Raw genomic sequence first — 26,361 nt, 5'->3', positions numbered from 1 at the left:
AAACGACTAGCGGTTGTGAACTTCACGCAATGTTGTAAATGCACGTGAAGACTTACCTGGATGGCGTTGTTTCAAGCGACCAATTGTGTTGATACGCTCTTCAGCCAAGCGGTCTGCCGCTGTGTGCGTACCGATATTGTCGCGTTTTGCGATTTCGTAAACTTTAAGGATATTGTCATAAACGCGTTTTGTTTTTTCAAACGCACGGTCTGGAGAGTAACCTTCAAGTTCAACGAATACGTTCATCAAACCACCGGCATTGATCACGTAATCTGGAGCGTACAAAATGCCCAATTCTTTCAATTGATCCCCGTGACGAGCTTCAGCCAATACGTTATTCGCGCCACCAGCGATCACTTTAGTTTTGAACTTCGTGATAGTTTGATCATTAACGATCGCACCCAAAGCACATGGAGCCAAGATGTCGCATTCTTGGAAAAGAATTTCGTCAGAAGAAACAGCTTTAGCACCCATTGTTTCAGAGATCTTTTTAGTGCGAGCCATGTCGATGTCCGCAACGATCACTTCAGCGCCTTCTTCTTTCAAGTATTTCACAAGGTTTGAACCTACGTTACCAAGACCTTGAACCGCGATGCGCAGACCTTTCAAAGAGTCTGTACCGAATTTCTCTTTAGCAGACGCTTTAATACCCATCAAAACACCGTGTGCAGTGTACGGAGATGGATCACCAGAACCACCGAAGTCCTTAGGGATACCAGTCACCCAAGGAGTTTCCATGTAGATGTGTTCCATATCTTGAACCGAAGTACCAACGTCTTCAGCCGTGATGTATTTACCATTCAAAGAGTTTACGAATTGACCAAAAGCACGGAACAAACCTTCAGATTTTTGTGTCTTAGGATCGCCGATGATAACAGCTTTACCGCCACCCAAGTTCAAACCTGAAGCCGCCGCTTTATAAGTCATACCTTTAGAAAGACGAAGAACGTCTACCAAAGCTTCATCTTCATTTTTATAGTTCCACATACGAGTGCCACCAAGTGCCGGACCTAGTGCCGTGTTGTGGATAGCGATGATGGCTTTCAAACCAACATGTGGATCGTTACAGAAAACGACTTGTTCATGATCACCATGCTTAGAGATGACTTCAAAAGTTCCCAAAGTAGACTCCTTCATCCTTGAATCAATTTTGATTCATTCAAGGCATTTTTGATTTATTGCGAGGAGATCATGGTTTGATTTGAGTAAAAAGACTAGCACTTACGCCCAGCACTAGGAGCACAGCAGTATTGCCTTAAAAAGATGCGATAAAAGACAGCGTAGGAAACCAAAATAAAACAGAGTCTTCACCAAAGAGGAACTCCTCGATGAAGACTTCGAAAAGCTAATTACATTTTTTCCGGAGCTGGCATACCCAGAACGGCCATACCATTTTTCAGAGTCAAACCCACAGCTTCAGCCAATGCCAAACGTGCTTCACGCACAGCAAGGTCTTTTTCCATACCGATTGGGCACTCATGATAGAAGACATTAAATTTCTTCGCCAACTCATACAAATACGTGCAGATAGCGGCAGGTTTAAAGTTTTCTGAAGCTTGCGCTACAGCCGTATTAAAGCCCGACAAAGATTGCATCAAATGCTTTTCACTTGCGTGAGTTAGCAACGACCAATCGATTTTCTGTGCAGCATTGCGCGCAAATTTTCTACCCAATGAAGAAATACGAGCGTGTGAGTATTGGATGAATGGGCCGGACTCGCCGTCTAGTTTTAACCATTCATTCATATCAAATACGATCTTCTTATTTGTATCTATGCGAAGCATACCGTAAAAGATTGCACCTTTTGCAACTTGGCTTGCCACAAGATTAATATCGTCTTGTGACCATTCGTTTTCATAACGAGCTAAGTAAGCTGTCTTAACGTGCGCTTCCATGTTGCGAACAAGATCATTCAAAGGAACGATGTTGCCTTTGCGCGAGCTCATCGCGCCATCTGGAAGTTCCACATAGTTGTATTGCAAGTGATAGCAGTTCTTCGCTTGCTCAAAGCCCAAGATTTCAAGCACGCGGAAAACTTGTTTAAAGTGCAATGCCTGACGCATATCCACGACATAAACTGATTTCTCAATTTGGCGGTCTTCAAATTTGTGTTTTGCCAACAACAAATCTTTTGTCGCATACAAACCCGTGCCGTCGGATTTTAAAAGCATACAGAAACCAAGATTTTCAGATTCTAAGTTGTAGCCGATAGCGCCATTTGATTTCTCTAGTTTTCCTTCAGCATAAAGTTGTTTCACCCATGCCGCAGACGGAGCATCCATCTCTGATTCGAAATACCATTCGTCAAATTCAACATCAGCCCACTTATAGACCGACTTCATCAGCTCAATCGACCACTCGCGAGTTTCTTTCCAAAGGTCATAGTACGGACCTTTTTCAGCTTCTAATTGTTTCAGAATCTCGGTCAATTCCGCGCGATTCAAATCTTCTTGAGGTGTGCCGTTTTGATCTTCCAAAAGAAGATTGGCTTTCGAATACATACTCCCCAACCATTCACCTTTTCCAGTCAACGGAGGTGGCTCTTGATTGTGCTTTTTCATGTACCACAAACACTTCGCAACGTGAGTTCCCATATCGCCAGGGAACGTAGAAGAAATAATCTCACGACCTGAATAACGAAGCATTCTAACCAAAGCGTCACCAAGGCACAGATTTCTCATGTGGCCGACGTGAAGTTCTTTGTGAGTATTTGGTTGCGAATACTCGATCATTGTTTTCGGTGATTTCTCTAAGATTTGTTTCTTAAAGTATGAACCATCTAAAACAGTTGAAATGACTTTTTCACCAAATGCTAAAGGCGAGAAAGTCAGATTCAAATACGGACCCGCAGCTTGCGCTTTAATTAAATGCGTATCTGTTTCGATATTTTGAGCGATTTCGCCAGAAATTTGCGGCGGACCTTTTTTAAGCGCTTTTGCGAGTGTAAAACAACCGAAAGCAAGATCACCCATCTCTGGATTTGGTGGTTCCACCAATGCTTTATAAATTTCTTCTTCAGAAAGTGACTGACCCATCTTTGTGATGGCAGCAGAGATTTTTTGAGTCGCTAAAAGGCGAATGACGTCGTGTTTTATCATGCAAATTTCCAAACTAAGAGCACAGCGGCCCACGCAATACTTAAAGAAAGAATGACTATACTCATCTTCTTATGAAAATTCAGGTCTTTTTTGAGCTTTGCAACTTCGCCGTGCAGTTCATTTTGCAAATCAAGCTGCAAAGCCTTTTGAAGCGCGTCGCGCTCATTTGAAACGTGCTCAATTTTTTGATGCAAGGAAGCCATTTCTTCCCGTCTTTTTTGGCGTTCCTGATCCAACTCCTGCAGAGCCTTTTGATGCAAAACTTGCGGGCTTTGATTGATAAAATATTGGGGAGTTAAACCCGGAATTTTCTCCTGCAAAACCGAAAACCATTGAAGCGCGCGCCAAATATGCGGGGGAGCTTCATCGCCCTGTCTTGTCCAACGAGTCCAAGCGCTTGGATCGACCATTAAAAGTTGCGCCATTTTTCTTTGTGAAAGACCAAGGTTCAAACGAACCGATTCCAAATCCCCCATTTGACGACGAATGACCGCAACTTGGGCTTCGTAATGCATTCGCATGGAGGTTTTTGAACGGGCATTTTCAGAAAAGAGGGGGTCGGTAGTCCCCTCAGGGGCCCCCGCTTGATCGTCGATTTCAAAAGAAGAGTCTTGAGGACTGATATCCCCTTTAAAGCCCTCGTTTGAAAGCGTCTTTGCATCCAATCCCAGACCAGACCTTAAATCCATGGTTCCCATAAAACCCCCTCTAGACCGTTGTATTTCACAATATTAGTATTGTGTTTTACATTGAAAGACGTTGCGAAATACAGATATACTTTAAAAGACCCCGAGTGAGAGTCAAGCTAAGTCATTGAAACCACGGAAGAATCCTTCCAGGGGTACCCAGATAAGGCCTTTTTCAAATCAGACTAAAGCTTATAGCCATAAGCTTTAGTGCTAAATATATGATATTATTGATGTTTATATGTGGTGACTTTGCAGTGTTGCCGCGTGATGCAGCGCAATATATATCAACGCATCGCAACTAAACAGAATTAATTTACCTATCAACACTTTGGATGCAATGCGTTACGCAAATCCACCTTGCCAGAGCACCCTAGACTTTTGAATGATATGTAAATGGCTACGGCATCTCGGTATTCTCTTAACAAGAACAAATATCTCCTCGCTCCGGAACAAGAACGTTTGCGAAAAATTCTCACGGATTTCCAAGACAAGGATCCACGCAATTGTTTGATTATGTGGGTGGCTTTGCGAACAGGCGCCCGCGCTCAAGAGGTTTTAAACCTTCAAAAAGCTGATCTGAATTCATATGACGAAAGCATTTTTATCCGGGGTTTGAAGAACTCGAACGACCGCGAGATCCCGATCCATTCCGACATTTTCGCGCGCCTTCATCGTTTTGCAGAGCAGCAATCAGGAACCAAGCTTTTCGATATTTCCTACAACCGTCTTTACCAGGTCTGGGAGATGTATCGTCCGGTCCCTAAAAAATTCCATTCTTTAAGACATACTTTTGCGATTGAGCTGTATCAGAAGACGAAAGATTTGCGCCTGGTTCAGGTGGCTCTGGGGCATCGAAACATCGCCAATACCATGGTTTATGCGGATTACGTGTATTCGCAGCAGGAATTGCGCAAACTGATTCTTTAAACGAAAAAAGGGCCCTCAATCAGGCCCTTTTAATAAGTCTATATATAATGATGAAAACTATTCGTCTGAAAGATGGATTTCGTTCGCCAAGCGCTCAAACTCTTGTTTTTGCGATGGAGCGTAATTCTTCTTTTCTTTCTTAAATGCCAAAAGATCTTTTCTTGTTGGAGCATTGTAAGAAGCCGATTCATTTTCAACGATTACGATGCGTTCGCGAGCTGTATCGCGGGCTTCGATGACGTTGTTTTTAACTTCAGAGTGAAGTTGATTCTGTTCCTTCATATTGTCTGCGATCATCGCATTGAAGTCAGAAACCTTCGCAAACCCCATAGCAGGAACCAGTGCGATAACTGTTACAAGTAATTGCTTTTTCATAATTCACTCCTCGTTAATGCCTTTTACTAAAGCAAGGGGAGTGCCACCCGCTCCCCGTTTAGATTGCTTCCCACGGAGCCCTGTTGATGATGCTGACGACAGCTGTCTAACAAGTATCTATCATTTCTTGTCTTGAGACGTTTTTACCCCTACTGTAATTGCGAAAGACGCCATTATTTCCGCAGACTTCGGCCACTTAAAGTCGTTCAAAAACGATGCAGAGAACAGAGTCGGCGCTTTTAAATATGGGCTAAATTGTCTCAGAATAGGACACTTTAAATGATTAAGACGTTGTTCCCGACATTCGTTTATTATGCTCCATTGAAGTCAAATGGACTCGTGCAGTTGAATAAAGAGATCAAAGTCGAAGCGAAGAAATTTTCTGAGATCGATGAAGAAGGTCAAGTTTGGTCGGCGAAAAACTATAAAGGTGGTTACACGTCTTATGGTTCGATCGCACAACTTCACCAAGTTTCAACGACATTCGAACTTTTAGAAAAAGACATCAACAAGCATGTTCGCAAATTCGTAAAACATCTGGAAATGGATATCGATCCGCGCGAATTAAAAATGTCTTCATGCTGGATCAACATCATGCCCAGCGACGTTCATCACAGCATGCACATACATCCGCTTTCTGTGATTAGCGGGACTTATTATGTACAAACACCGAAAAACTCTTCGGCAATTAAGTTTGAAGATCCGCGCTTGGATGCTTTCATGGCTTCACCTCCACGAAAACACGATGCCAAAGATCACAATCAAAGATTCTATTCTTTGCAGCCACAAGCTGGAAATGTAGTTTTGTTTGAAAGCTGGTTGCGCCACGAAGTTCCGCGCAACGATTCCAACGATGAACGCATTAGCATCAGTTTTAATTACGACTGGGTTTAAATGATGTCTTCTGCGGTTGCGATTCAAATCAAAAATCTTGCGAAAGACTTTAAAGGAGCTGGTTCAAAAAAATCAGTTTTTGTAGATTTGAATCTTGAGGTCGCAGAAGGATCTTTCACAACTATCCTTGGACCTTCGGGCTGTGGCAAATCGACTCTTTTAAGATTGATTGCGGGACTAGAAACTCCTTCAAGTGGCACAATTCAAACGGAATCCAAGAACTTATCGGTGGTCTTTCAAGAAGCAAATCTACTTCCTTGGAAAACTGTCTTAGAAAATATTCTGTTACCTTTTGAATTATTAAAATCTCAAGAAGACACTTCGAGCTTAAAACAAAAAGCCTTGGAAGCATTGAAGAAAGTAAAACTTGAAGCAGCTTCTGAACTATTTCCGCACCAACTTTCCGGGGGCATGAAAATGCGTGTCGCCTTAGCGCGCGCCTTAGTTACAAAACCAAAGTTGTTGTTACTAGACGAACCTTTTTCTTCGCTTGATGAAATCACACGCTTTGATTTGCAACAACAACTACGCGAATTGTGGGAATCAGAAAACCTGACAATCGTATTTGTGACTCACTCACTTCAAGAGGCCACGTTTCTTTCAGAACGAGTTATTATGTTAAACTCGCCAAGCGGAATAGTATTCGATCAAACCTTATCTCTTCCCAAAAAAAGAACGCTTGAACTAAGAACTTCTGAACCATTCAATCTAGTTTTAAAAACGTTAACGGCGGAGTTTCACCAATGAAACGTTTTATCCCGCCCGTAATTTTCTTTATTGTTATTTGCATCGCTCTGGAAATTTTAGTGCGTCAAGGTTGGATCGCACAGACGTTAATCCCAGCGCCATCTCAGATCATCGCAAGCTTTAAAGAATTGCATTCTGATTTCATCACGGCATTAAAAGAAACCACATTAAATACCATTGCGGGACTTATTTTAAGCATCGTCTTAGGTTCTTTGATCTCGTTTGCATTCTCTTTAAATGATCTTTTAAAGAAATCCATTCTGCCATTCGCGATCTTCTTTCAGACAGTGCCAATCATTGCGATTGCACCGTTATTGGTGATTTATTTCGGCTTTGGTTCACCCACTGTGATTGCTTCAAGCTTCATGGTTTCGGTTTTTCCGATCATTGCAAATACGCTGACGGGCCTTGAAAATATCAGTCCTTTACAAAAGGATCTCTTCAAAGTTTATCATGCAAACAAGTGGCAAATTCTGTTCAAATTACGTCTGCCAAATGCCTACGCTTCGATTTATTCAGGTATTAAGATCGCAATTGGATTGTCATTAATTGGCGCTGTAGCTGGTGAATTTGTCGCAGGTGGTGGCCTAGGCGCCATGATTGATTCAGCACGAACTCAACAACGCGTCGACATTGTCTTTGCAAGTTTACTGTTACTTTCATTGCTGGGCTTAGTACTTATCGGAATTTTAAATCTGATAAATCGTTTTTTGCTCACAAAAAGACCTTACGTCACAGGTGATTTATGAAATCTTTCATTCTTATTTTAGCGTCCTTGTTAAGCATTCAAACTTTCGCAACAACGATTGAAAATTCACCTAAAAAAGTACAGTTAGCACTGAATTGGAAAGCAGAACCTGAATTCGGGGGCTTTTATGCAGCACAATTGGAAGGTTACTTTAAGGCCCAGGGCTTAGACGTTGAAATCATTCAAGGTGGCTCAGGAACACCGACGGTGCAAATGCTCGCGAACAAGAAAGTCGACTTTGCTATCGTCAGTGCTGATGAAATTATTTTGTCGCAGGATCGCCAATCACCAAACGGATCGCAAAACAAAGTAAAAGCCTTGTTCGCGGTTTATCAAACTTCGCCATATATCATTATGTCACACAAAGAACGTGGTTTTAAAAACATCAAAGACGTGATGATGAACGACGGAACTTTATCCATTCAAGCGGGTCTTCCGTATTATCAATTCTTGGTGCAGAAATTCGGTAAACCTAAAGCGAAAGTCGTTCCTTATCTTGGCGGTGTCGCAAACTTTCTACAGGACAAAAACTTTTCGCAACAAGGTTTCCTGACGACGGAACCTCTATCAGCAGAAAAAGCCGGTGCGAAGGTGCAAAGTTTTTTGATCGCTGATGAAGGCTTTAATCCTTATCTTGTTGTTGTCGCAACTCGTGAAGACGTTTTAAAAACTCAGACTCCCCTTGTGCAAAAACTTTTGAAGGCAATCGCTCAGGGGTGGGAAAGTTATTTAAAAAATCCTGATAGTACGAATGCCTACATGGCGACTCTGAATAAAAGCCTGAGTCTTGAAACCTTCAAAGCGGCGGCAGAAATTCAAAAACCGCTGATTTTGGATAAAAATACCAAACTCGGGGCGATGTCAGAAGCTCGCTGGGCGCAGCTTTCAGAGCAATTGAAGTCCCTAGGACTGATTAAAGCGACACCCAAGGCCTCAGAGCTGTTTGAAGCTTTGTCCTATTAGATGCGAGGGGCCTTTCGGGCATTTCACTCTTGACCTGCCGCCCCATATCGAATAGAACTGACCTTCCGTTCGGAGATACCTATGAAAATCAATCTTGCTGATATTCCAGAAGAAGGCCGTTCGTTTGCTTGGAACACCCAAACAGGCGAAGTAAATGCTGTTTTAGCCGATCTTATTGGAAAGACGACATATTCTACTGAGTTCTTTATTAAACCGATCACGTCGCGTGATTTCGAGCTGACTGGCACTATTAAAACCACTCTTCCTGAACAGTGCTCACGTTGCGGTATCGATTTCGCGTTCCCTGTGAATGAGAAATTCCACGAAATCTTGATTCCAAAACAGAGCCAACCTCGTGGTGGTAAGTATTCAAAAGTGAATCATGTTAGTGACTTACCTGACAACGGTCCGGAATCAGTGGAATACGAGGGACAACACTTCGATATGGGTGAATACTTGCATGAAGTGGTCGCTCTTGCCGCGCCTTTTAATCCAGCAGGCCCAGAGAATGAAGATGGCGACTGCTCGATTTGCGAAATTCCTGTGAAAGGACGCAGTTTTAGCTACGACGAGGAAATGCCGGTTGAAAAACCCCAAAACCCGTTTGCGGCTTTAAAGAACATAAAGATCAATTAAAAATCTTGATTTTTGTTGTAGTTTAGATAGATTACCGATCTTCCATTTGAAATTATTAGCTTCGATTCGTCGAAGTGTACGTTAAAAGAGGTTAGAAATGCCAACTCCTAAGAAGAAAACATCTCGTTCAAAACGTGATATGCGCCGTTCACACGACGGTTTGTCTGCTCCAGCAGTAGCTGTTGAGAAAAAAACTGGTGAACTAGTTCGCCCACACCGCGCTTCTAAAGGTGCTGATGGTGCCTTGTACTACAAAGGCAAACAAATCAGCGCAGCGAAATAATTAAAGACAGGTATATTTCCATGGCAGGACAATATCGATCTCGAGTTGCAGGGATAGGCTCGTATCTTCCAGAGAAGGTTTTGACTAATCAAGACCTTGAGAAAATGGTTGAGACGAGCGATCAGTGGATTGTTGAACGCACAGGGATCGAACGTCGCCATATGGCTGCTGAAGGCGAAGCGACATCAGACCTTTGCCTTCACGCTTCTCAAAGAGCTCTTAAAGACGCCAATCTTACTGCAGAAGACATCGATATGATTATTGTCGGCACTGTGACAGGTGACCGCCAAATGCCTTCGACTGCTTGTTATTTACAAAGCAAGCTCGGCACTCGCAATATCATGGCTTTTGACTTGAATGCGGCTTGCTCTGGATTCCTTTACGGTGTTTCAATCGCCGACCAATTCATCCGCACAGGTGTTTACAAAAACATTCTTGTTGTCGGCGCTGAAGTCCTACATCGTTTCGTAAATTATAAAGATCGTGAAACTTGCATCTTGTTTGGTGACGGTTCGGGTGCGTGGGTGATTTCTCGCGCGAACGAAGGTGACTCAAACGTTATCGCAAGCACTCACATGCATGCTGATGGCGATCTTGCAGAACTTCTGACTGTGCCAGGTGGTGGCTCTATCATGCCGCAATCTGCACATGTGATCGAAAACAACCTTCAGTACGTGCAAATGAAAGGTCGCGAGATCTTTAAAAATGCTGTGCGCACGATGGCTCTTTGCTGCAAAGAAGCTCTTGAGCACAACAATACAACTCCAGAACAAATCGACTGGATTGTTCCGCATCAAGCCAACAAGCGCATTATTGAAGCTGTGGCTGATCAATTTAAATTCCCAATGGAGCGCGTGATTGTTTACCTTCATGAAACAGGTAATACATCTGCGGCCTCTATTCCCCTAGCCTTTGACTGGGCTGTTAAGAATGGAAAAATCAAACGAGGTCAAAACATCTTGTTAACTGCATTCGGTGCAGGTTTGACTTCTGGTTCAATTCTATTGAGGTACTAAAACATGTTTACACTTGTATTTCCAGGACAAGGAAGCCAGCAACCTGGCATGGGCCGTTTTTTGTTTGAAAACTTCAAAATCGCGCAAGAAACTTTCGAAGAAGGTTCTGAAGCTTTGAAACAAGACATGAAGAAACTGTGCTTTGAAGGTTCTGAAGCAGATCTTGCTTTGACTGAAAACACACAGCCGGCGCTGTTGTTGGTTTCAACAGCAACTCAACGTGTTTTGCGCAACGACTTCAACATCAAGGTTCAATCAGCAGCGGGTCACTCTATTGGTGAATACGCAGCTCTTGTTGCTGCTGATGTGATTCGTTTTGATCAAGCGATGCAAGCGGTTCGCACTCGTGGACAAGCTATGCAATCAGCAGTTCCTGTGGGTCAAGGTGGCATGGTCGCTGTTCTTGGTTTGGAGCCAGAACAAGTTGAAACTCTGTGCGCTTGGACAGTTAAAAATTCTGGCTTCGGTCCGTTGTCTGCGGCGAACTTCAATTCACCAGGACAAATTGTTATTTCGGGTTCAATGAAAGCGATCAACTGGTTAAAAGATAATTTCAAACCGGAAGCGATCTGGACGGAAGCTCCGAAACGCGCAAAGCTTATTCCATTGCAAGTGTCTGCCCCATTCCACTGCGAAATGATGAAGCCTGCTGAAGACACAATGAGAGTTGTGTTGACTGGTATGGAATTCAAGATGGCCGCGTTCCCGATCGTTCAAAACTTCCACGCGAAGTTCGAAACGGACGGCGCAAACCTTCGCGAAAATTTGATTCGCCAAGTTTCTGCACCGGTTCGTTGGACTCAAAGCATGGAGACATTAAAAGCTGCTGGTCACTCGCAAATCATCGAGTGCGGCGCGGGTAAAGTCCTTCAAGGCCTTCTGAAAAAGATCGACAGCGAATTCTTCAAAGTTATGACAACTTCGAGCATCGAAGATATTAAAACTATTGAGGAATTTTTGAAAGCTTCGAGTCATTAATTTTTCTTGAGCTTTATTCAGAGTTCGGTCAGAGTCTGGTCAGCACTTCATTTGGAAAATAGGTGCTGAAAACACACAGTTATTGTTTACTTAAAGGATTGCAAGGAATGAGCGGAAACTCTCTTCAAGGAAAGAAAATCGTTGTCACTGGCGGCAGCCGCGGAATCGGCGCAGCTATTGTGAAACTTCTTGCTGATGAAGGTGCACAGATCGCTTTCACTTACTCTTCTCGTGAAGAGGCAGCTCAACAAGTTGCGCACACTTTAAAGGGCGAAGGCCACTTCTATATCAAGATGGACGTTGCTAACGAACAGTCTGTAAATGAAGCGGTTGAACACATTCTTGAAAAATGGTCCGACGTTGACGGCGTTGTTAATAATGCTGGTATCACAAAAGACCAACTTCTTTTGCGCATGAAAGCGGAAGACTTCGACAGCGTTGTTGCTACAAATCTTCGTGGCACATTCCTGGTTACGAAAGCTTTCACGAAATCGATGATGAAAGCGCGCAAAGGCTCTATCGTAAATATCACATCGGTGATTGGCCAGACAGGTAATGCGGGTCAAGCAAACTATGCAGCTTCTAAGGCTGGCACAGTGGCTTTCGCAAAATCTGTGGCTTTGGAATTGGCTTCTAGAAATGTGCGCGTGAATAACGTAGCACCTGGTTATATCGCGACTGAAATGACAGACGTGTTGCCAGAAGAAGTAAAAGCAAAAATCCTTGAAAAAGTACCTTTGAATAAAATTGGCGAAGGTACTGATGTTGCTCAAGCAGTTCGCTTCTTACTCAGTGATGAATCTAAATATATCACTGGTCAGACACTTTCTGTGAATGGCGGCATGTTTATGGATTAGTCCCACCTCTGGTGGGACGTGATTACCGCGCGTTGGGCGCAATGGAATAAATTAGAATTAAGTTTTAAAAAGTCTCACACTCGGATTTGAGTGGCAGGACTTCCGGAATTTGAAAAATAGGATTAATGTTACCCAGGAGGATTTAAATGGCATTGCATCCAAAAGTGAAAGACATCATCGTAGAACAACTTGGCGTAGATCCAGAGAAAGTTAAGCCTGAAGCTTCTTTCATCGACGATCTAGGTGCAGACAGCCTTGATATCGTTGAACTAGTAATGGCTATGGAAGAAGAATTCGATCTTGAAATTCCAGACGAAGACGCTGAAAAGCTTAAAACTGTTCAAGACGTTGCTTCTTACCTAGAGAAAAAAGGTAAAGCGTAGTTTTTTATGAACTCCCGATTCGAACGTCCCTCTAAAATTCAAAGAAGAGTCGTTGTAACTGGCGTTGGCGCAGTCACTCCCCTTGGTAATAACCTTGAGGACAGCTGGGCTGCCGCTCTTCGTGGTCAATCTGGCATCGCCAAGATCACTAAGTTTGATACAACTGGCTTCGATGTGACTTTTGCCGGTGAAGTGAAAGGTTTTAATCCTGATCTTTACATCGAAAAAAAGGAACAGAAGAAGATGGACGAGTTCATTCACTTCTCAATCGCTGCTTCTAAAATGGCGGTTGAGATGGCGAAACTAGAACTTACTGAAGAAGTAAAAGAGACAACGGGAGTTATTATTGGTGTTGGTATCGGTGGTCTTGCGACAATCGAAGAAACATCAATCAAAATGAAAGAGAGAGGACCGGGTCGTATCAGTCCTTTCTTTATTCCAAGCGTGATCACAAACTTGGCCGCGGGTCAGGTTTCGATTGCTTTGGGATTAAAAGGGCCTAACTACTCTGTGACTTCGGCTTGTGCGTCTGGTGTTCACTCTATTGGTGATGCTGTTCGCTACATTCGTGAAGGTGTTGCAGACGTTATGCTTGCAGGTGGTGCTGAATCTACGGTGTGTGGACTTGCAGTGGGCGGTTTCGCTTCTATGCGTGCTCTATCAACTCGTAATGACGCCCCTGAAAAAGCCAGCCGTCCTTGGGATAAAGACCGTGATGGTTTTGTTCTTGGTGAAGGTGCGGCAGTTCTTGTTATCGAATCTTTGGAAAATGCTGTTAAACGTGGTGCAAACATTTTGTGTGAAATCACGGGCTATGGTGTTTCTTCTGATGCTTACCACATGACGTCTCCAGCTCCAGAAGGTGCTGGTGGTTATGCAGCTATGAAAATGGCTGTGAAAGATGCTGGTATCAAAGCTTCTGAAATCAATTACGTGAACGCGCACGGCACAAGCACGCCAGTTGGTGATGGTCTTGAATCTTTCGCGATTAAAAAATTGATGGGCGATCACGCGAAAGACGTTTGGGTTTCTTCAACGAAATCTATGACAGGTCATGCGTTGGGTGCTGCAGGCGCTATTGAATCTGCTTTCTGTGTGATGGCAATTCGCGATCAAATCGTACCTCCGACAATCAACTTGGAAAATCCAAGTGAAGATTGCGACCTTGATTATGTTCCAAACGAGGCTCGTAAAGGTAAGATCAATCACGTCTTGAATAACAGCTTTGGTTTCGGTGGAACCAACGCTTGTATGATCTTCTCTAAATACACGGAATAATTCTATGCAAGTTCAAGTCGGATGTGATCACGCAGGCTTAGATCTTAAACTGAAAGTGATGGCTGCATTGCCAGAGCTAAATTGGAAAGATCAGGGCACTTTTACTGCGGATTCTGTCGACTATCCGGACTATGCTGACAAAGTCTGCAAAGAAATCACAGCCGTTGAATTGCAAAATCAAAAAAATAACATCGTGGATCCTTTGCAGGGTCCAGTGATGGGTGTTTTGATTTGTGGCTCTGGCCAAGGCATGGCGATTCGTGCGAATCGTTATCCGCAAGTGCGTGCGGCTCTTTGTTGGAATGAAGACATCGCAAAGCTTTCGCGTGAACACAACAACGCAAATATTTTAGTTTTGTCAGCGCGATTCACATCTCCTGATCTTGCCGTAAAAATGATTAAAGAGTTCTTTAAGACGCCATTCGAAGGCGGCCGTCACCAAAGACGTGTAGAAAAACTCTCTGCCAACACGGGTTGTTGAGACTTTTAAATTCCGTCCATTCCGGTGATACTTGTCATAAGAGGTAAATCTTATGCATTCGACATCATCAACTTTAGCACAAATCGATCCCGAAGTTTCCGCAGCCATTGCCAAAGAATCTGAACGTCAACAGTTCGGTTTGGAAATGATCGCTTCTGAAAACTACACTTCTAAAGCTGTGATGGAAGCACAAGGTTCTATCCTGACAAACAAATACGCTGAAGGTTATCCCGGCAAACGCTATTACGGCGGTTGCGTGAATGTCGACACTGTCGAAAGTCTTGCGATTGAACGTGCGAAGAAACTATTCGCCATGCAATACGCAAACGTGCAACCGCACTCTGGTTCACAAGCGAACATGGGTGTTTACTTAGCGGCTTGCAAAGCGGGCGACACGATCTTAGGTATGGATTTGTCTCACGGTGGGCACTTGACTCACGGTTCACCAGTGAATTTCAGCGGTATGCTTTTCAAAGCGGCTTCTTACAAACTAGATCCTGAAACGGGTCGTATTAACTACGATACAATTCGTGCTGTTGCGAAAGAAGTTCAGCCGAAACTTTTGATCGCGGGTTATTCGGCGTACCCTCGTACTTTGGATTTTGCGAAGTTTAAAGAAATCGCAGATGAAGTTGGTGCGCAATTACTTGTCGACATGGCTCACTTTGCAGGATTGGTCGCAACAGGTCACCACCCGTCTCCGGCTGAATACGCTGATTATGTCACAACGACGACTCACAAAACTTTACGTGGTCCGCGTGGTGGTATGATTCTGACGAACTCAGAAGAAAAAGCGAAGATCATGAATTCAAGAATCTTCCCTGGCATTCAAGGTGGGCCTCTTGAACATGTGATTGCTGGTAAAGCAGTTGCCTTTAAAGAAGCTCTACAACCTGAATTCAAAAAATACAGCGAAATGGTCATTCAAAATGCGAAAGCGTTGGCTGACGAAATGCTGTCGCAAGGTTTCAAACTTGTGACAGGTGGCACAGACAACCACTTGATCCTTGTTGATTTAAGTGATCGCGAGATCACAGGTAAGCTCGCTGAAAACTCTTTGGATGAAGCCGGCATCACTGTGAATAAAAACACGGTACCAAATGAAAAACGTTCGCCGTTTGTGACAAGTGGCGTGCGTATTGGAACTCCTGCTTTAACAACTCGTGGAATGGGTCCGGCAGAGATGAAGCAAATCGCGAAATGGATCTCGCAAGTATTGAACAATGCTGAAGATGCTTCGGTGAAAAATCGCGTGCATGAAGAAGTAAAACAACTCTGCAAGCAGTTCCCTATCTACTAAACATCGCCTGGACCTGAATGTCGCATCCCAAGCGGCATTGCGGGCGGATTAAGACTCACTCATTTGACAGAATTTGAGACGACTCGCTCTATATCAGAGCGAGTTTTTTTATTTAAAGCGCTACCTTTAATCTAAAAACTCATTGGCATTGGACTCTTGTACCGAAACATTAATGCTGTTTTTTTGCTCAATTCTCATTCGAGAGTGACCGATAAGAATCTTTTAGGCACTTTCACTAAATGATTCAACGGCTTAAGAGGATTTTATGCTTTGGATTCGAGGCCTTCTGCGCTATAGTTACCGAATGACACCAGGATGGAAGCAGCTAGTTAAAACAGCAGGATGCATGTGTATTACAGGAACGTTAATTTCCTGTTCAACTTTTACTTCACCAGTTTCTTCATCAAATTTCCAAACTGCAGGTTCTGATGCGGGCGAAAAGAAGGTCGTACAAGTTCGTACGGCAGCTTCTGATCAACCTTTGACGATCCTTCAAGACGTGACATTTGATTGGCCAGTAGATAGCGCGCGTATGACTCGTGGCTTTTTACCCAAGAAGAAAAGACCTCATTTGGGAATCGATCTTGCGGCTCCTAAAGGCACACCGATCTTAGCCTCTCAGGCAGGCGTTGTGATCTATGCAGGTCGTGAGTTCCGTGGTTACGGAAAAATGGTACTGATCGAGTCTGGCGAAGGCTGGGCGACTTTGTACGCTCACTTCGATAAGATTCTGGTTTCAGAAGGCCAGAAAGTTCGCAAAGGCGAAGTTATCGGCGCCATGGGACGAACTGGAAGAGCAACGGGCGTTCATCTCCACTTCGAGATCCGACACAACCGCGGCCCGATCGATCCACTTCCCCTACTACCTCATACAGCAACAGCACAAAACTAACGCGACAGAGTCGTAAAAAAGAAGCAGGCACCCATAAGGTGCCTTTTCTTTTACGGGTGTCTGTCGTTATTTTAGTAACGCAGTGTAGACCCAAATAAACGACTGACACCATCAGTTTTGGGCATAAAAAAAGGCGACTTTTTGAGTCGCCTTTTTCGTTTTAGTTCGCCTTGTAAGACTAACTGATTAGAACAAGTTGATGTTCGTAGAAAGAGCTACGTTTGTTCTGTCAGCACGGATGTCTTTTGGAGTGAACTGGATGTTTGGATACAAGTAGATATCACGAGTTACAGAGATACCAACACCAACTGATTGGTATGGTTCACGTTGTTTCCAGTCTTGAGTGTTGTTGAATTCATTTTTGTAGTGAATGAATTGGAAGTAACCGAATACTGTACGCAAAGACAATGTGTCGTTGATAGTGTACTCAGCGAATGGGAACAAACCGAAGCCCATATCATCACGCATGATAGCGCCTGATTGAAGGTACGGAAGATATTCGTCTTTAGCATCCCCGTTGTAGAACGTGTAATCGAACGCTACGTTCACACCGCCAGAGAAGTTAGAAGCGCCGAAATCAGCAAGGAAAGTTTGGCTCAGTGCCAAGTTACCGAATGATTTCAAGTCAGCTGAATCTGAATCTGTGAAGTGAGAGTAAGTGATGTCAGAAACTTGTTGCATGCCCCAAGCTTTGTAACCACGGCTCCAGTCCAAGAACGGAGTAGAAACTTGGTAACGAGATACAGTTTCACCTTGTGATTTTGCACGAGGATCTTGAACTGGCTTAGTGATATCGCCATGGAATGGATCCATAATAGTGATACCAGTACCTGCAGACAAATTGTCTTTTTCAGTCAAACGGTAGTTAACACCTACGTTACCAGAGATAACTGCAAGAGTTTCTACGCTTGCACCAGCGCGGTAGTTAGGACGGATAGCATCGAATGGTTTTTCAACTGAACCACCGTTGAAACCGAAGTCAGATTTGAATGACCAACGAGATTTAGAACCCAATTGTGCACGAAGACGCGCATTTGTGATTTCATCGTCGATGTCTTTTACTTGTTCGTCTTTTTTCTGAACGTCAGTAACTTTCACAGTTGATGAGTTTGCAGTTTGAGAAGCCTCTTTTTTTTCTTCTGCGTGTGCAAAAGAAGATACCAAGGACCCCGCCAAAATCAGTGATACTAGAACTTGTTTTTTCACTGTTTTCCCTTTCGTTTGTTGTACCTTAAATGGTTATTATGTTTCTTACTTAAAACTTTAATTAAACTTCTAACTCTGCCGAAGCTTCGTGAAGTTAAGTACTTCCTTCAACCTACCGACAAAAATGCTCCCAAAATGGAGCCACTATCCGATAAAGCAAGTAAGGTGCCAGAACTTTGGTCCCGTTTCAACACCAATTCTTAACGATTTCCTAAATTAATCCCGCATTTAACGAAAGTCGTTGCTTAATTTTAAGGCAGCAACCCAACTTCAATTTACCGCGTTGAGGTCGCCTCAAGTTCACGGAACACCCTGAAGTTATTACTCAGTAGATGACCTGCAACCCTACATATTGTGGGCACTTCCGGCGATTTGCATAATGGAACGAAGGAGGATCTATGGCACATCAGAATGGAGCACTCTATCAAGAACGCGAGTTCTTACATGAGGTAGGAAGCTCATTGAATGCCGCGCTGTTTATTGTGGATCGTTTGACCGAAGAAATTAAAGAAGAGGAAGGTCGTTTAGAAATAGATGTGGAGACAGAAAAGCTCTTTCATCATCTTGCGACTTACTTAAATAAAATAGATCTCATGGTGAAATCGCGCCGCACACATCTTTCTGAATTGCTGGATGAAGAACTCCGAATTGAAAGAGCGCGCCGAAAAAGTTCTAACACAACTGCGACACCCTAAAAAAGAAGGGAGCCGTCAGCTCCCTTGTGCAGAGTCATTATTTCCTTCAGTGGAATCAATGATCTCGTTCGAGATATTGGACCCTGCGCACAAGTAAAGTATCGCTCTGCGCACACAAGAAGACAAGAGGAGTGGGAAAATGCGAAACCTTGGTCTTGTGCTCTCCGGTGGAGGAGCCCGTGCTTCTTACCAGGCTGGTGTGTTATCTGCCATTGGAGAAGTCTGTTCGAAATTAAAAATTGAACATCCTTTTCAAATTTACTCAGGTGTGAGTGCGGGGGCGATCAACGCTTGTGTTCTGACATCTCATTCAGGAAATTTTACCGAAGCGTGCACCCATCTTATTGATCTCTGGAAAGACATCAAATCCGAAGAGGTTTTCGTGAGCAATCCGATTTCACTCACGCACGAAGGGATTCGTTGGTTGATGGAACTTTCGATGGGTGGGATGAAAAAATCAACTCCTGGAAAAGCACTTCTGGACACGTCTCCCCTGCGCAAACTTATTCAAGAGCATTGTATCTTTCCAAATATTGAAAAGAATTTGCAGAGCGGTCACATGGATGCGCTTGCGGTGACAGCGCTTGATTATTTCAACACCAGCTCTGTGACGTTCGTTCAAGGCATTAAAGACATCACTCCATGGCAGCGTGTGCGCCGTCGCAGTGTTCACGAAAAAATCACGGTCGATCATTTAATGGCATCATCATCGATTCCAATTTTATTTCCACCGATAGAACTTGAGCATGGCTATTTCGGCGATGGCAGTATTCGCAATTTAAGTCCGTGCGCGCCTGCTATCTATTTGGGTGCGGAGAAAATTTTAGCAATCGGTGTGCGCACCAAAAGAGATCTTTGTTATTCGCAAAACGCAAACGCCAATCTGGAAGCTCCCACGGCGGCGCGGATTCTGAGCGTACTACTTAACGCCGTCATGGCCGATAGTATCGAGCTTGATATGGAGCGCATCGAACGCATCAATGCCGATATGGATAAAATTTTAGAAGAAGAACGCAAGAAACTGACGGTCAGGAAAGTCGAAGCTTTGTGGATTTCTCCGTCGCAGGATCTTTCCACATTAGCGGCGAATCGTTCTAATGATTTGCCGAAAATGATTCGCTACTTTATGCGCGGCTTAGGATCTCTTGATGAAGCCGCAGAAATCACAAGCTTTCTTCTTTTCGAAAAATCGTACTGTGAAAAGTTGATCGAACTTGGTTACAACGATGGTCTTGCTCAAAAAGACCACATCGAAAAATTTCTAACGGACTAAAAAGTCCGCTAGATTTCGACTTGAATACCCACTTCGATCACTTGGTTTGGCGGAATGCGGAAGAAGGCTGTCGGGCGTTGCGCGTTTTTCGACATCACCGCAAACAAACGTTCACGCCAGTGTGACATTCCCGGCTCGCCCGCTTTAGATGGGCCTGGAACCGCGATGATTGTTTCACGACCCAACACAAATGTTGTTTCATTCACATTGAAGTTGATATCGCGCTGGCGACACGCCTCTAAGATATGTTTCATCTTCGGAGTTTCCATGAAGCCGTAGTACGCAAGGATACGATAGAAGTTTGGAATCACTTCTTGAATCGAAATGCGTTCCTTCTTGCTTACGAATGGAACTTCACGCGTTTGAATTGTTAACACCGCGATACGCTGATGCAGAACGCGATTGTGTTTTAAGTTATGCAATAACGGAGGCGGCACACCCCAAGGATCCCCTGACATGAAGATCGCGGTTCCCGGAACACGCAACGGTGGTTCGCGCAGAATCTTTTGACAGAATTCTTCAACCGGCATTGAGCGTTCTTTCAAACGACGGAACAAAACCTGACGACCTTTTTGCCATGTTGTCATCAGCAAATAAATCACAGCACCAATTAACAAAGCAACCCAACCACCGTGAGGAACTTTGTGAATATTGGCAGCAAAGAACGCTGTATCCATGATCAAGAACGCACCGAAAATTCCGGCAGCCTTCATGAAACTCCAATTCCATTTTTGACGAGCGACTTCGTAAGCTAAGATCGTGGTGATGATCATCGTACCCGTCACCGCAATACCGTAAGCTGCCGCCAAATTGCTTGAAGTTTTAAATGTCAGAACCAACCAAATGACACCGATGAACAACGACCAGTTCACGGCTGGAATATAGATCTGACCAATTTCCTGGCTGGATGTATGGATGATTGAAATACGTGGGCAGAAACCCAATTGAATCGCCTGACGTGTGATCGAGAACACACCCGTGATCAATGCTTGAGAGGCAATAACAGTCGCCAACGTCGATAAAATGACCATCGGAAACACAGCCCATTTCGGAGCCAGCATATAAAAGGGATTTGAGATCGCTTCAGGATTACTCAAAAGCATCGCACCTTGACCGAAGTAATTCAGTACCAACGCTGGAAGAGCGATAAAGAACCACGCCAAACGAATCGGACGTTTACCAAAGTGACCCATGTCTGCGTAAAGAGCCTCACCCCCAGTAACAACTAGGAACACAGAACCCAAAACTAAGAAACCATGAAGTCCGTTATTATAGAAGAACTCAAGAGCATGATGTGGCATCAACGCTTCAAAGATATGCGGATTCAAAGTGATACCGTGAATACCAAGTGCTGCAAGAGTGAAGAACCAAATCAAAAGAATCGGACCAAAGATAACACCGATGCGACCCGTTCCGTATTTCTGCATCAAGAACAACGCATTCATGATGAAGATCGTAAGTGGAATGATAAACGGATCAAATTGCGGAGCAACGATCGTCAAACCTTCCATCGCAGACAAGACCGAGATCGCAGGGGTAATAACACCATCACCATATAAAAGTGCCGCACCGAAAAGTCCCAGGATCGTCATGATCCACCGACGATTGGTCACGTCTTTGGTGTGTTGACTGCGCACCGCCAGTGCCATCAGCGACAGGATACCACCCTCGCCTTTATTATCTGCGCGCATGACGAAAACCATGTACTTGATAGTAATGACGATGAAAAGCGTCCAAAAGATCAGGGATAGAATGCCGATGACGTTTTCAGGAGTCGCAGCGATGCCGTACTCTCCGAAACATTCGCGCAACGAGTACAGAGGACTCGTACCGATATCACCGAACACAACGCCTAAAGCCCCCAAAGAGAGCATCAATAAATTCTTATTCTTACTGTGACCAGCGGCCTGTTCGATAACCTAGACTCCGTTAAAATTTTGCGCGTAAGACTTAAGTTTAGGTAAGTTGCAGATAAATGTCAGCTTTAGACCAGAGAGCATGACGCAGACCTCCACATTACAGTCTGTTCAGTTGCAATCTTCTTCAGCACTTTGAGACAATGAATGAAGTGACTTGGGGTGTAAACTTATGTTTCGTTCCGCTTTTTTTCATTCTAAATGGCTTTTAGCAGCCCTCTTGATCATTGGTTTGATCTATTTTGAGGGCCGCTTGAATTCACAGACTGTGACAGACAACCGCAATCCTGCGGCAGCTAGCTCTTCTTCGACGCCATAAACGAATTGGCATCAAGTTGAGCAACAGAAAGAGCCTCTGTAAAACGACGGAAGTTCTTCGCTTGCTGAACCAGCAACGTCTTAATGTTCTCGTCAGTGATCTGACCATCGGCACCGATGGCCTTGTGACTTGTCATAATAAAGACGCGCTCTGGGAAGATGAAAGCATTTCTGTATCCAAAAATCTGCTGCAGGTGTTCGACTGGACGTAGACCGCCAAACATGCCAGCACTTAAACCAACAAAACAAACAGGGCGATACTCGAAAGACTCTGGGAACTTCAAGTGATCGATGAAGTACTTCAGAACGCCTGGCATAGAGCCATTGTATTCTGGGCAAATCACGATCAAACCTTCGCTGCTCATGATTTTTTCCACGTAAGGGCGAAGTCCATCTCTTTCATGAGCCTGACCGTAGTGAGGACCCGTATGAAGATGACTCTTCACTTCGACAAGATCGATGATCTCAATCTTTTCACCCAAGTTTTTATAAATATCTTGAATGTATTTTGCGACTTTCATGGTGTTTGAACCTGGGCGGTCCGTTCCTGCGATGATGTACTTCATTTCTAAATCTCCTAGACAAAGACCCTTCAATTTCGGTCTAATGAATAGATAACATCTCAGGAGCACATTTGTGAACTTAAAGATATGGTTCATCCTCAATGAGGGCCAGGTTGCCGGACCTTACTCGCCGGAAGAAGTCGATTCTAAAATCGGCAGCATGCCAGATGCGCAAATTTGGGGACGTGGTCACAGCGAATGGATGTCTCCGGGAAAATGGCGACAAACACTGAAAGACTTCGCACCAGCCAAAGCTGATGTCGATTCACAGCCTTTATGGCGTATTCGTATCGACAACTCTGAAAAAGAACCGATGAAGTATTCTGATTTGGTGGCTTACCTTAAAAACATCAAGGACTTCTCGAGCGTTGATTTGAATTTCCAAAATTCAGGCTGGAAAGAAATCTTTAGCTTTCAAAAAGTTGTCGATGATCTTGAAATCAGCCGCAGATCTCACCCCCGCGTTCCAATTGTGGGCACTTTAGTCTGTGAGACGACGAAGGGTGATTTATCGTGCCGTGTGATTTCTATCAGTGAAGGCGGTTTGGGAATTAACGACGCGCAGACATTGCAAATTGGCGAGCGCTTCCCCGCAGTCCTTACAAGTCCCAATCTTTATGTCACGGTGAATGCGACGTGCGAGGTGGTTTACGTCGGCGCTGATGGTTATGCAGGCTTGCGTTTTGTCGGCCTTCCTGAAGAATTCAAAAGTTCAATCATTGAATACGTTAATAAGTTCGCAACAGTTTAACTGTTAAGAGTCAGACAGACCTCGACCTGCTTTCATGATTTTATATGTCATGCATTTCAGCTCGAGGTTTTGTTTTATTCAGCACGTTCTGTGGGTAGGAATTTTACTCTCTACCATAAACGCGTCCGCCGCTGATTCCGAATGGAGTTTCGGAGCTGATCTACAACTGAGCGATATGTACTTCCCCCAAGAGTACGGCACAGATACCAATTCCAATTTATTCAAACTTGAATTTGATCCGATCATTAAATGGAAGCATGGTGATCATTGGCGTTTTTATTTTCGGCCTACATTCATTGCAAATCCCGATAATAAATCCGAAGTCGAACGCTATTATTTCGATCCCACAGAAGCTTATCTAAAATTTCAAAAGAATACGGCCGCTGTTCAAGTGGGCTTTAATTTAGTCACCTGGGGAGTCACTGACGGCTATAATCCCGTGGATCTTGTAAATACCAAACAAGTCTTCGATCCATTGAAGACCAAAAAAATGGGGGCGCTGTCGATCCTTGTTTCTGAATCCATGCCGTGGTTCGATTACGATTTCATTTACATTCCCCGAGCCCGCAAACCAATTTTACCTGGAGAAAACAGTCGCTGGTTGCCACGTGAAGTTTTCGTGCCGCAAGTGCCGGACAATAACATCGTCCTATTATTGCCCAACGACCTTCGTTATCACTATGGCGACCGCGACACTTTGAATTCTGCATTTGATAATAACTTTGGCCTGCGGGTTCAAAAAACGATTTCTATTTTTGACTTTAGTTTAAGTGGCTACGATGGAACAGCACAGTTTCCAGTGATCGAACCCGTTGTGACTGGAACGATTGTGCAGGTTTCCCCTAAAACCGTGATTCAGGTGAATCCCGATGTGACCTTGAACGCCAAGGACTATCGCATTCGCCAAGGTGGCTTCAGCATGGTCAGTCATCAATGGGACTTTTTATTTAAATTGGAATCAAGCTACAGCCAAAGCCAAGGGGATTATATCAATCTGCCAGGGTGGATTAATGAAAACGTTGTGGGCTTAGAAAAAACCTTCAATATCCCCGATGGAAATTTTATCGGTATCCTTCAGTATTCGTTCTTACATACAGAAAAAAACAATGATTCAAACATCTCGATCACGGAAATCTTTCGTCGTGCATGGATGTTAGGTGGAAGAATTTCTTGGCGTGAAGTCTGGAGCGGATCTTTGCTGGGATTGTACGATTCAGTTCATGGAAGCCATTTTGAGCAAATCAATATCTCTCGGCGACTGTTTGATGTTTGGACTTTAAATTTTGAAGCAGATTTTATTTCGGGTACAAGTGAAAATCCGCTGGGTCTTTATAATAAGAACGACTCAGTGACATTATCACTCAGTCGTTCCTTTTAGATTTCTATTTATGAATTACGGAGCTAACTGCAACAACAAATCTGAATTAGAAAGTGTGGCTGCTTTATTTACTTTTAAAGATAAGCCCGTTGTTAATGGGATTGCTGGCAAGGTCACTGTTGTACTTTGACCGTCGATCGCATCAAGAATACGTCCTTGAATTGTCGAAGCCCCGAAACGTTGCGACGGACCAAATTTATTCACATACGACGAATCCCATTGGTACTTCAAAGTCATATCCGTATTAGCGAACGTTGCTTTCAAGGCACTGTTCGCTACCGACATCGTCACTTTACTTGCAAACGGAATTGTAAAATTCATGAATGGCACATAATTACCGTTATTCGGAGCTTGCATCTTTGTCAGCAGATTCAGATTCACCTGATATTGCAAACCGCTGCCCGTGATTTTGGGATCTTTATTTGAATAGACGTCAAACAAGAATTTCGCGGACTTTGAATAGTTCATAAGCTCTGGCCATACGAAGAATTGCGAAAAACGTGAATTCATCAAACTTGAAAAACCCGGCAACTGTGCTGATGTCAGGCGGTGAACCCAGGTGTTGGCAGCATATGCTTTAGCCATGACTTCTTTTGCAAAAGTCCCCGGCAAACGAATCAACGCCGAACTGCCCAAAGTATAATTGGCATCTTTCGTACTTAAAGCTAACGACGTCACATCCGTGGAGTCAATGCGCGTGAACTCCACCGTCACGTGCCCTTTGGCGATCATTTTGTCAGCCTGGGAATCATCGAAGCTATCAATTGTCATTGAAGTTTTAACGTCACTGCGTGAACTGACTAATTCGCGCGCTGTCGCAAGATCAATGCTAAATTTTCCAAGATAGTCCTTCACGTAAGAAACAATCAATTCTTTACGGGGATCTACAAAGCTTGCTGAATCCGCAGAGATTTTTTGAAGTTGCTGATTGACGAGATCTGCAAAGCCTTCAGCACCTGTGCATGAAAAGCTCTGCGCTACCCACGCATCTGGTTGCCATGATAAAGCCACGTCATTCACCTGAGCCGCAACTTGGGAACTTGCAACCGCTGGCTTCAGCGAAATAGCAAAGGTCCCTGCCCCCGCCTTCATATTAAGGACGACGTTATTACATTCCGCTTTTAAATCGAAGCGACCTGTAATACCACCCACAGTTTGTTCAACTGTTTGGTTGACGGAAATCTTTCCAATCGTCATTTGCGCTTGTAAATCAGAAGATGTTAGCTCGAGCAAAGTCTGGCTTTGGCCATTTTGCAAAGCGGGTTTCTTTAACTGCGTGGCTAATGCGAGTTTAATACCATCTAAGTGAACTTGAATGGTGTTGCCACTTTGCGAAGTTTCAACAATTTGATCAGGAAATTGCCAATTTGCCGAGAATTTCTGAGATGCGAGACTTTTCCATTTCTGCTCAATCAGATTTTGCTGAAATGTTTTAGGCAAAACAAGTTCGAATTCTGAATCAATCTTTGCGCCCGCAAATGCTTTCCCCGAGCAGAAAGCAGCTAAGCACATCATAAATATTTTAGTCGTGGTTTTATTAATCATGGGATTAAGTTACGGTGTCTTGCTAGAAATCTAAAGATACTTTTTGCAAAAGGTCTAAAAGAGAACACAATTTTTCTTGAGAACTTTTAGTTCGGATGCATTCTCATTTTCCGCTCTAGAAAAAGGTCTACCAGTGAAAACTTTTTTTACTTTTTCCATCAGAATTCAAAC

The 26,361-nt window shown here is 43.8% G+C and carries 28 protein-coding genes; 20 read left to right on the top strand and 8 right to left on the bottom strand.

Features of this window, described 5'->3' with window-relative positions; translation table 11 throughout:
- Positions 1-6: 6 nt before the first annotated feature.
- The 3 genes from DOE51_RS09550 to DOE51_RS09540 all read right to left on the bottom strand — a co-directional run bounded on the left by DOE51_RS09550 (position 7) and on the right by DOE51_RS09540 (position 3,619).
- A complete protein-coding gene (locus DOE51_RS09550; RefSeq protein WP_142696327.1) occupies positions 7-1,137 on the bottom strand; it encodes a Glu/Leu/Phe/Val dehydrogenase in 1,131 nt (376 codons plus the stop codon).
- A gap of 212 nt (positions 1,138-1,349) precedes the next feature.
- The gene (gene argS, locus DOE51_RS09545; protein ID WP_142696326.1) at positions 1,350-3,098 is read right to left on the bottom strand and encodes an arginine--tRNA ligase; all 1,749 of its coding nucleotides are present in this window, start codon (positions 3,096-3,098) and stop codon (positions 1,350-1,352) included.
- Positions 3,095-3,619, bottom strand: a complete 525-nt coding sequence (locus DOE51_RS09540; RefSeq protein WP_142696324.1) for a hypothetical protein — start codon at positions 3,617-3,619, stop codon at positions 3,095-3,097. Before DOE51_RS09540 ends, argS begins: the two co-directional genes overlap by 4 nt.
- A 627-nt stretch (positions 3,620-4,246) precedes the next feature.
- On the opposite strand from DOE51_RS09540, the gene DOE51_RS09535 reads away from it, so the two are divergent.
- Positions 4,247-4,714 carry a tyrosine-type recombinase/integrase gene (locus tag DOE51_RS09535; protein WP_246845528.1) on the top strand — a complete coding sequence of 156 codons (468 nt, stop codon included), beginning with the start codon at positions 4,247-4,249 and terminating at the stop codon, positions 4,712-4,714.
- Positions 4,715-4,771: 57 nt separating this feature from the next.
- On the opposite strand, the gene DOE51_RS09530 is transcribed toward DOE51_RS09535, so the two are convergent.
- The gene (locus DOE51_RS09530; protein WP_142696320.1) at positions 4,772-5,089 is read right to left on the bottom strand and encodes a hypothetical protein; all 318 of its coding nucleotides are present in this window, start codon (positions 5,087-5,089) and stop codon (positions 4,772-4,774) included.
- Positions 5,090-5,368: 279 nt separating this feature from the next.
- On the opposite strand from DOE51_RS09530, the gene DOE51_RS09525 reads away from it, so the two are divergent.
- The 14 genes from DOE51_RS09525 to DOE51_RS09460 all read left to right on the top strand — a co-directional run bounded on the left by DOE51_RS09525 (position 5,369) and on the right by DOE51_RS09460 (position 16,545).
- The gene (locus DOE51_RS09525; RefSeq protein WP_142696318.1) at positions 5,369-5,983 is read left to right on the top strand and encodes a TIGR02466 family protein; all 615 of its coding nucleotides are present in this window, start codon (positions 5,369-5,371) and stop codon (positions 5,981-5,983) included.
- Positions 5,984-6,730, top strand: coding sequence for an ABC transporter ATP-binding protein (locus DOE51_RS09520; protein WP_246845527.1), 747 nt, complete (start codon positions 5,984-5,986; stop codon positions 6,728-6,730).
- Complete coding sequence (locus DOE51_RS09515) at positions 6,727-7,479, top strand: ABC transporter permease (RefSeq protein WP_142696316.1); 753 nt, start codon at positions 6,727-6,729, stop codon at positions 7,477-7,479. Before DOE51_RS09520 ends, DOE51_RS09515 begins: the two co-directional genes overlap by 4 nt.
- Positions 7,476-8,441: an ABC transporter substrate-binding protein gene (locus DOE51_RS09510; RefSeq protein WP_142696314.1), complete on the top strand. Its 966-nt coding sequence runs from the start codon at positions 7,476-7,478 to the stop codon at positions 8,439-8,441. Before DOE51_RS09515 ends, DOE51_RS09510 begins: the two co-directional genes overlap by 4 nt.
- An 81-nt stretch (positions 8,442-8,522) precedes the next feature.
- Complete coding sequence (locus tag DOE51_RS09505; RefSeq protein WP_142696312.1) at positions 8,523-9,077, top strand: DUF177 domain-containing protein; 555 nt, start codon at positions 8,523-8,525, stop codon at positions 9,075-9,077.
- Between the two features lie 97 nt (positions 9,078-9,174).
- Positions 9,175-9,360 carry a 50S ribosomal protein L32 gene (gene rpmF / locus DOE51_RS09500; protein WP_142696310.1) on the top strand — a complete coding sequence of 62 codons (186 nt, stop codon included), beginning with the start codon at positions 9,175-9,177 and terminating at the stop codon, positions 9,358-9,360.
- Between the two features lie 20 nt (positions 9,361-9,380).
- Entirely contained in the window at positions 9,381-10,376 is a 996-nt protein-coding gene (locus DOE51_RS09495) for a beta-ketoacyl-ACP synthase III (RefSeq protein WP_142696309.1), read from the top strand.
- Between the two features lie 3 nt (positions 10,377-10,379).
- Positions 10,380-11,354 carry an ACP S-malonyltransferase gene (fabD, locus tag DOE51_RS09490; protein ID WP_142696307.1) on the top strand — a complete coding sequence of 325 codons (975 nt, stop codon included), beginning with the start codon at positions 10,380-10,382 and terminating at the stop codon, positions 11,352-11,354.
- 107 nt (positions 11,355-11,461) lie between these two features.
- Positions 11,462-12,211, top strand: coding sequence for a 3-oxoacyl-[acyl-carrier-protein] reductase (gene fabG / locus DOE51_RS09485; RefSeq protein ID WP_142696305.1), 750 nt, complete (start codon positions 11,462-11,464; stop codon positions 12,209-12,211).
- A gap of 146 nt (positions 12,212-12,357) precedes the next feature.
- Positions 12,358-12,594, top strand: coding sequence for an acyl carrier protein (gene acpP / locus DOE51_RS09480; protein ID WP_088614628.1), 237 nt, complete (start codon positions 12,358-12,360; stop codon positions 12,592-12,594).
- 6 nt (positions 12,595-12,600) lie between these two features.
- On the top strand, positions 12,601-13,872 hold the full coding sequence (gene fabF, locus DOE51_RS09475) for a beta-ketoacyl-ACP synthase II (protein WP_142696304.1): 1,272 nt from the start codon (positions 12,601-12,603) through the stop codon (positions 13,870-13,872).
- Between the two features lie 4 nt (positions 13,873-13,876).
- A complete protein-coding gene (locus DOE51_RS09470) occupies positions 13,877-14,353 on the top strand; it encodes an RpiB/LacA/LacB family sugar-phosphate isomerase (protein ID WP_142696302.1) in 477 nt (158 codons plus the stop codon).
- Positions 14,354-14,405: 52 nt separating this feature from the next.
- Positions 14,406-15,653, top strand: coding sequence for a serine hydroxymethyltransferase (gene glyA, locus DOE51_RS09465; RefSeq protein WP_142696300.1), 1,248 nt, complete (start codon positions 14,406-14,408; stop codon positions 15,651-15,653).
- Between the two features lie 265 nt (positions 15,654-15,918).
- A complete protein-coding gene (locus DOE51_RS09460) occupies positions 15,919-16,545 on the top strand; it encodes a M23 family metallopeptidase (RefSeq protein WP_142696298.1) in 627 nt (208 codons plus the stop codon).
- A gap of 186 nt (positions 16,546-16,731) precedes the next feature.
- Here the strand turns inward: DOE51_RS09460 and DOE51_RS09455 are convergent, their stop codons facing one another.
- Entirely contained in the window at positions 16,732-17,751 is a 1,020-nt protein-coding gene (locus DOE51_RS09455; protein ID WP_142696296.1) for a hypothetical protein, read from the bottom strand.
- Positions 17,752-18,149: 398 nt separating this feature from the next.
- Between DOE51_RS09455 and DOE51_RS09450 the strand changes: the two genes are divergently transcribed.
- Positions 18,150-18,446 carry a hypothetical protein gene (locus tag DOE51_RS09450; RefSeq protein ID WP_142696294.1) on the top strand — a complete coding sequence of 99 codons (297 nt, stop codon included), beginning with the start codon at positions 18,150-18,152 and terminating at the stop codon, positions 18,444-18,446.
- A 139-nt stretch (positions 18,447-18,585) separates the two neighbouring features.
- Positions 18,586-19,719, top strand: coding sequence for a patatin-like phospholipase family protein (locus DOE51_RS09445; RefSeq protein ID WP_142696293.1), 1,134 nt, complete (start codon positions 18,586-18,588; stop codon positions 19,717-19,719).
- Positions 19,720-19,727: 8 nt separating this feature from the next.
- Here DOE51_RS09445 and DOE51_RS09440 read toward each other — a convergent pair whose 3' ends face one another.
- A complete protein-coding gene (locus DOE51_RS09440; RefSeq protein ID WP_168196419.1) occupies positions 19,728-21,593 on the bottom strand; it encodes a potassium transporter Kup in 1,866 nt (621 codons plus the stop codon).
- A 214-nt stretch (positions 21,594-21,807) separates the two neighbouring features.
- Between DOE51_RS09440 and DOE51_RS19175 the strand changes: the two genes are divergently transcribed.
- Positions 21,808-21,954, top strand: coding sequence for a hypothetical protein (locus DOE51_RS19175; RefSeq protein ID WP_168196418.1), 147 nt, complete (start codon positions 21,808-21,810; stop codon positions 21,952-21,954).
- Here DOE51_RS19175 and DOE51_RS09435 read toward each other — a convergent pair.
- Positions 21,932-22,519, bottom strand: a complete 588-nt coding sequence (locus tag DOE51_RS09435) for an NADPH-dependent FMN reductase (protein ID WP_142696291.1) — start codon at positions 22,517-22,519, stop codon at positions 21,932-21,934. The genes DOE51_RS19175 and DOE51_RS09435 overlap by 23 nt on opposite strands.
- Before the next feature lie 70 nt (positions 22,520-22,589).
- Between DOE51_RS09435 and DOE51_RS09430 the strand changes: the two genes are divergently transcribed.
- On the top strand, positions 22,590-23,267 hold the full coding sequence (locus DOE51_RS09430) for a PilZ domain-containing protein (RefSeq protein ID WP_142696290.1): 678 nt from the start codon (positions 22,590-22,592) through the stop codon (positions 23,265-23,267).
- Positions 23,268-23,442: 175 nt separating this feature from the next.
- Positions 23,443-24,645, top strand: coding sequence for a hypothetical protein (locus tag DOE51_RS09425; protein WP_142696289.1), 1,203 nt, complete (start codon positions 23,443-23,445; stop codon positions 24,643-24,645).
- Positions 24,646-24,660: 15 nt separating this feature from the next.
- Here DOE51_RS09425 and DOE51_RS09420 read toward each other — a convergent pair whose 3' ends face one another.
- The gene (locus DOE51_RS09420) at positions 24,661-26,190 is read right to left on the bottom strand and encodes a hypothetical protein (RefSeq protein WP_142696287.1); all 1,530 of its coding nucleotides are present in this window, start codon (positions 26,188-26,190) and stop codon (positions 24,661-24,663) included.
- Positions 26,191-26,361: the final 171 nt, after the last annotated feature.

This window comes from Bdellovibrio sp. NC01, assembly GCF_006874625.1.
GTDB lineage: Bacteria > Bdellovibrionota > Bdellovibrionia > Bdellovibrionales > Bdellovibrionaceae > Bdellovibrio.
The sequence above is the reverse complement of the archived record's forward strand: the minus strand, read 5'-3'. Positions and strand labels throughout refer to the sequence as shown.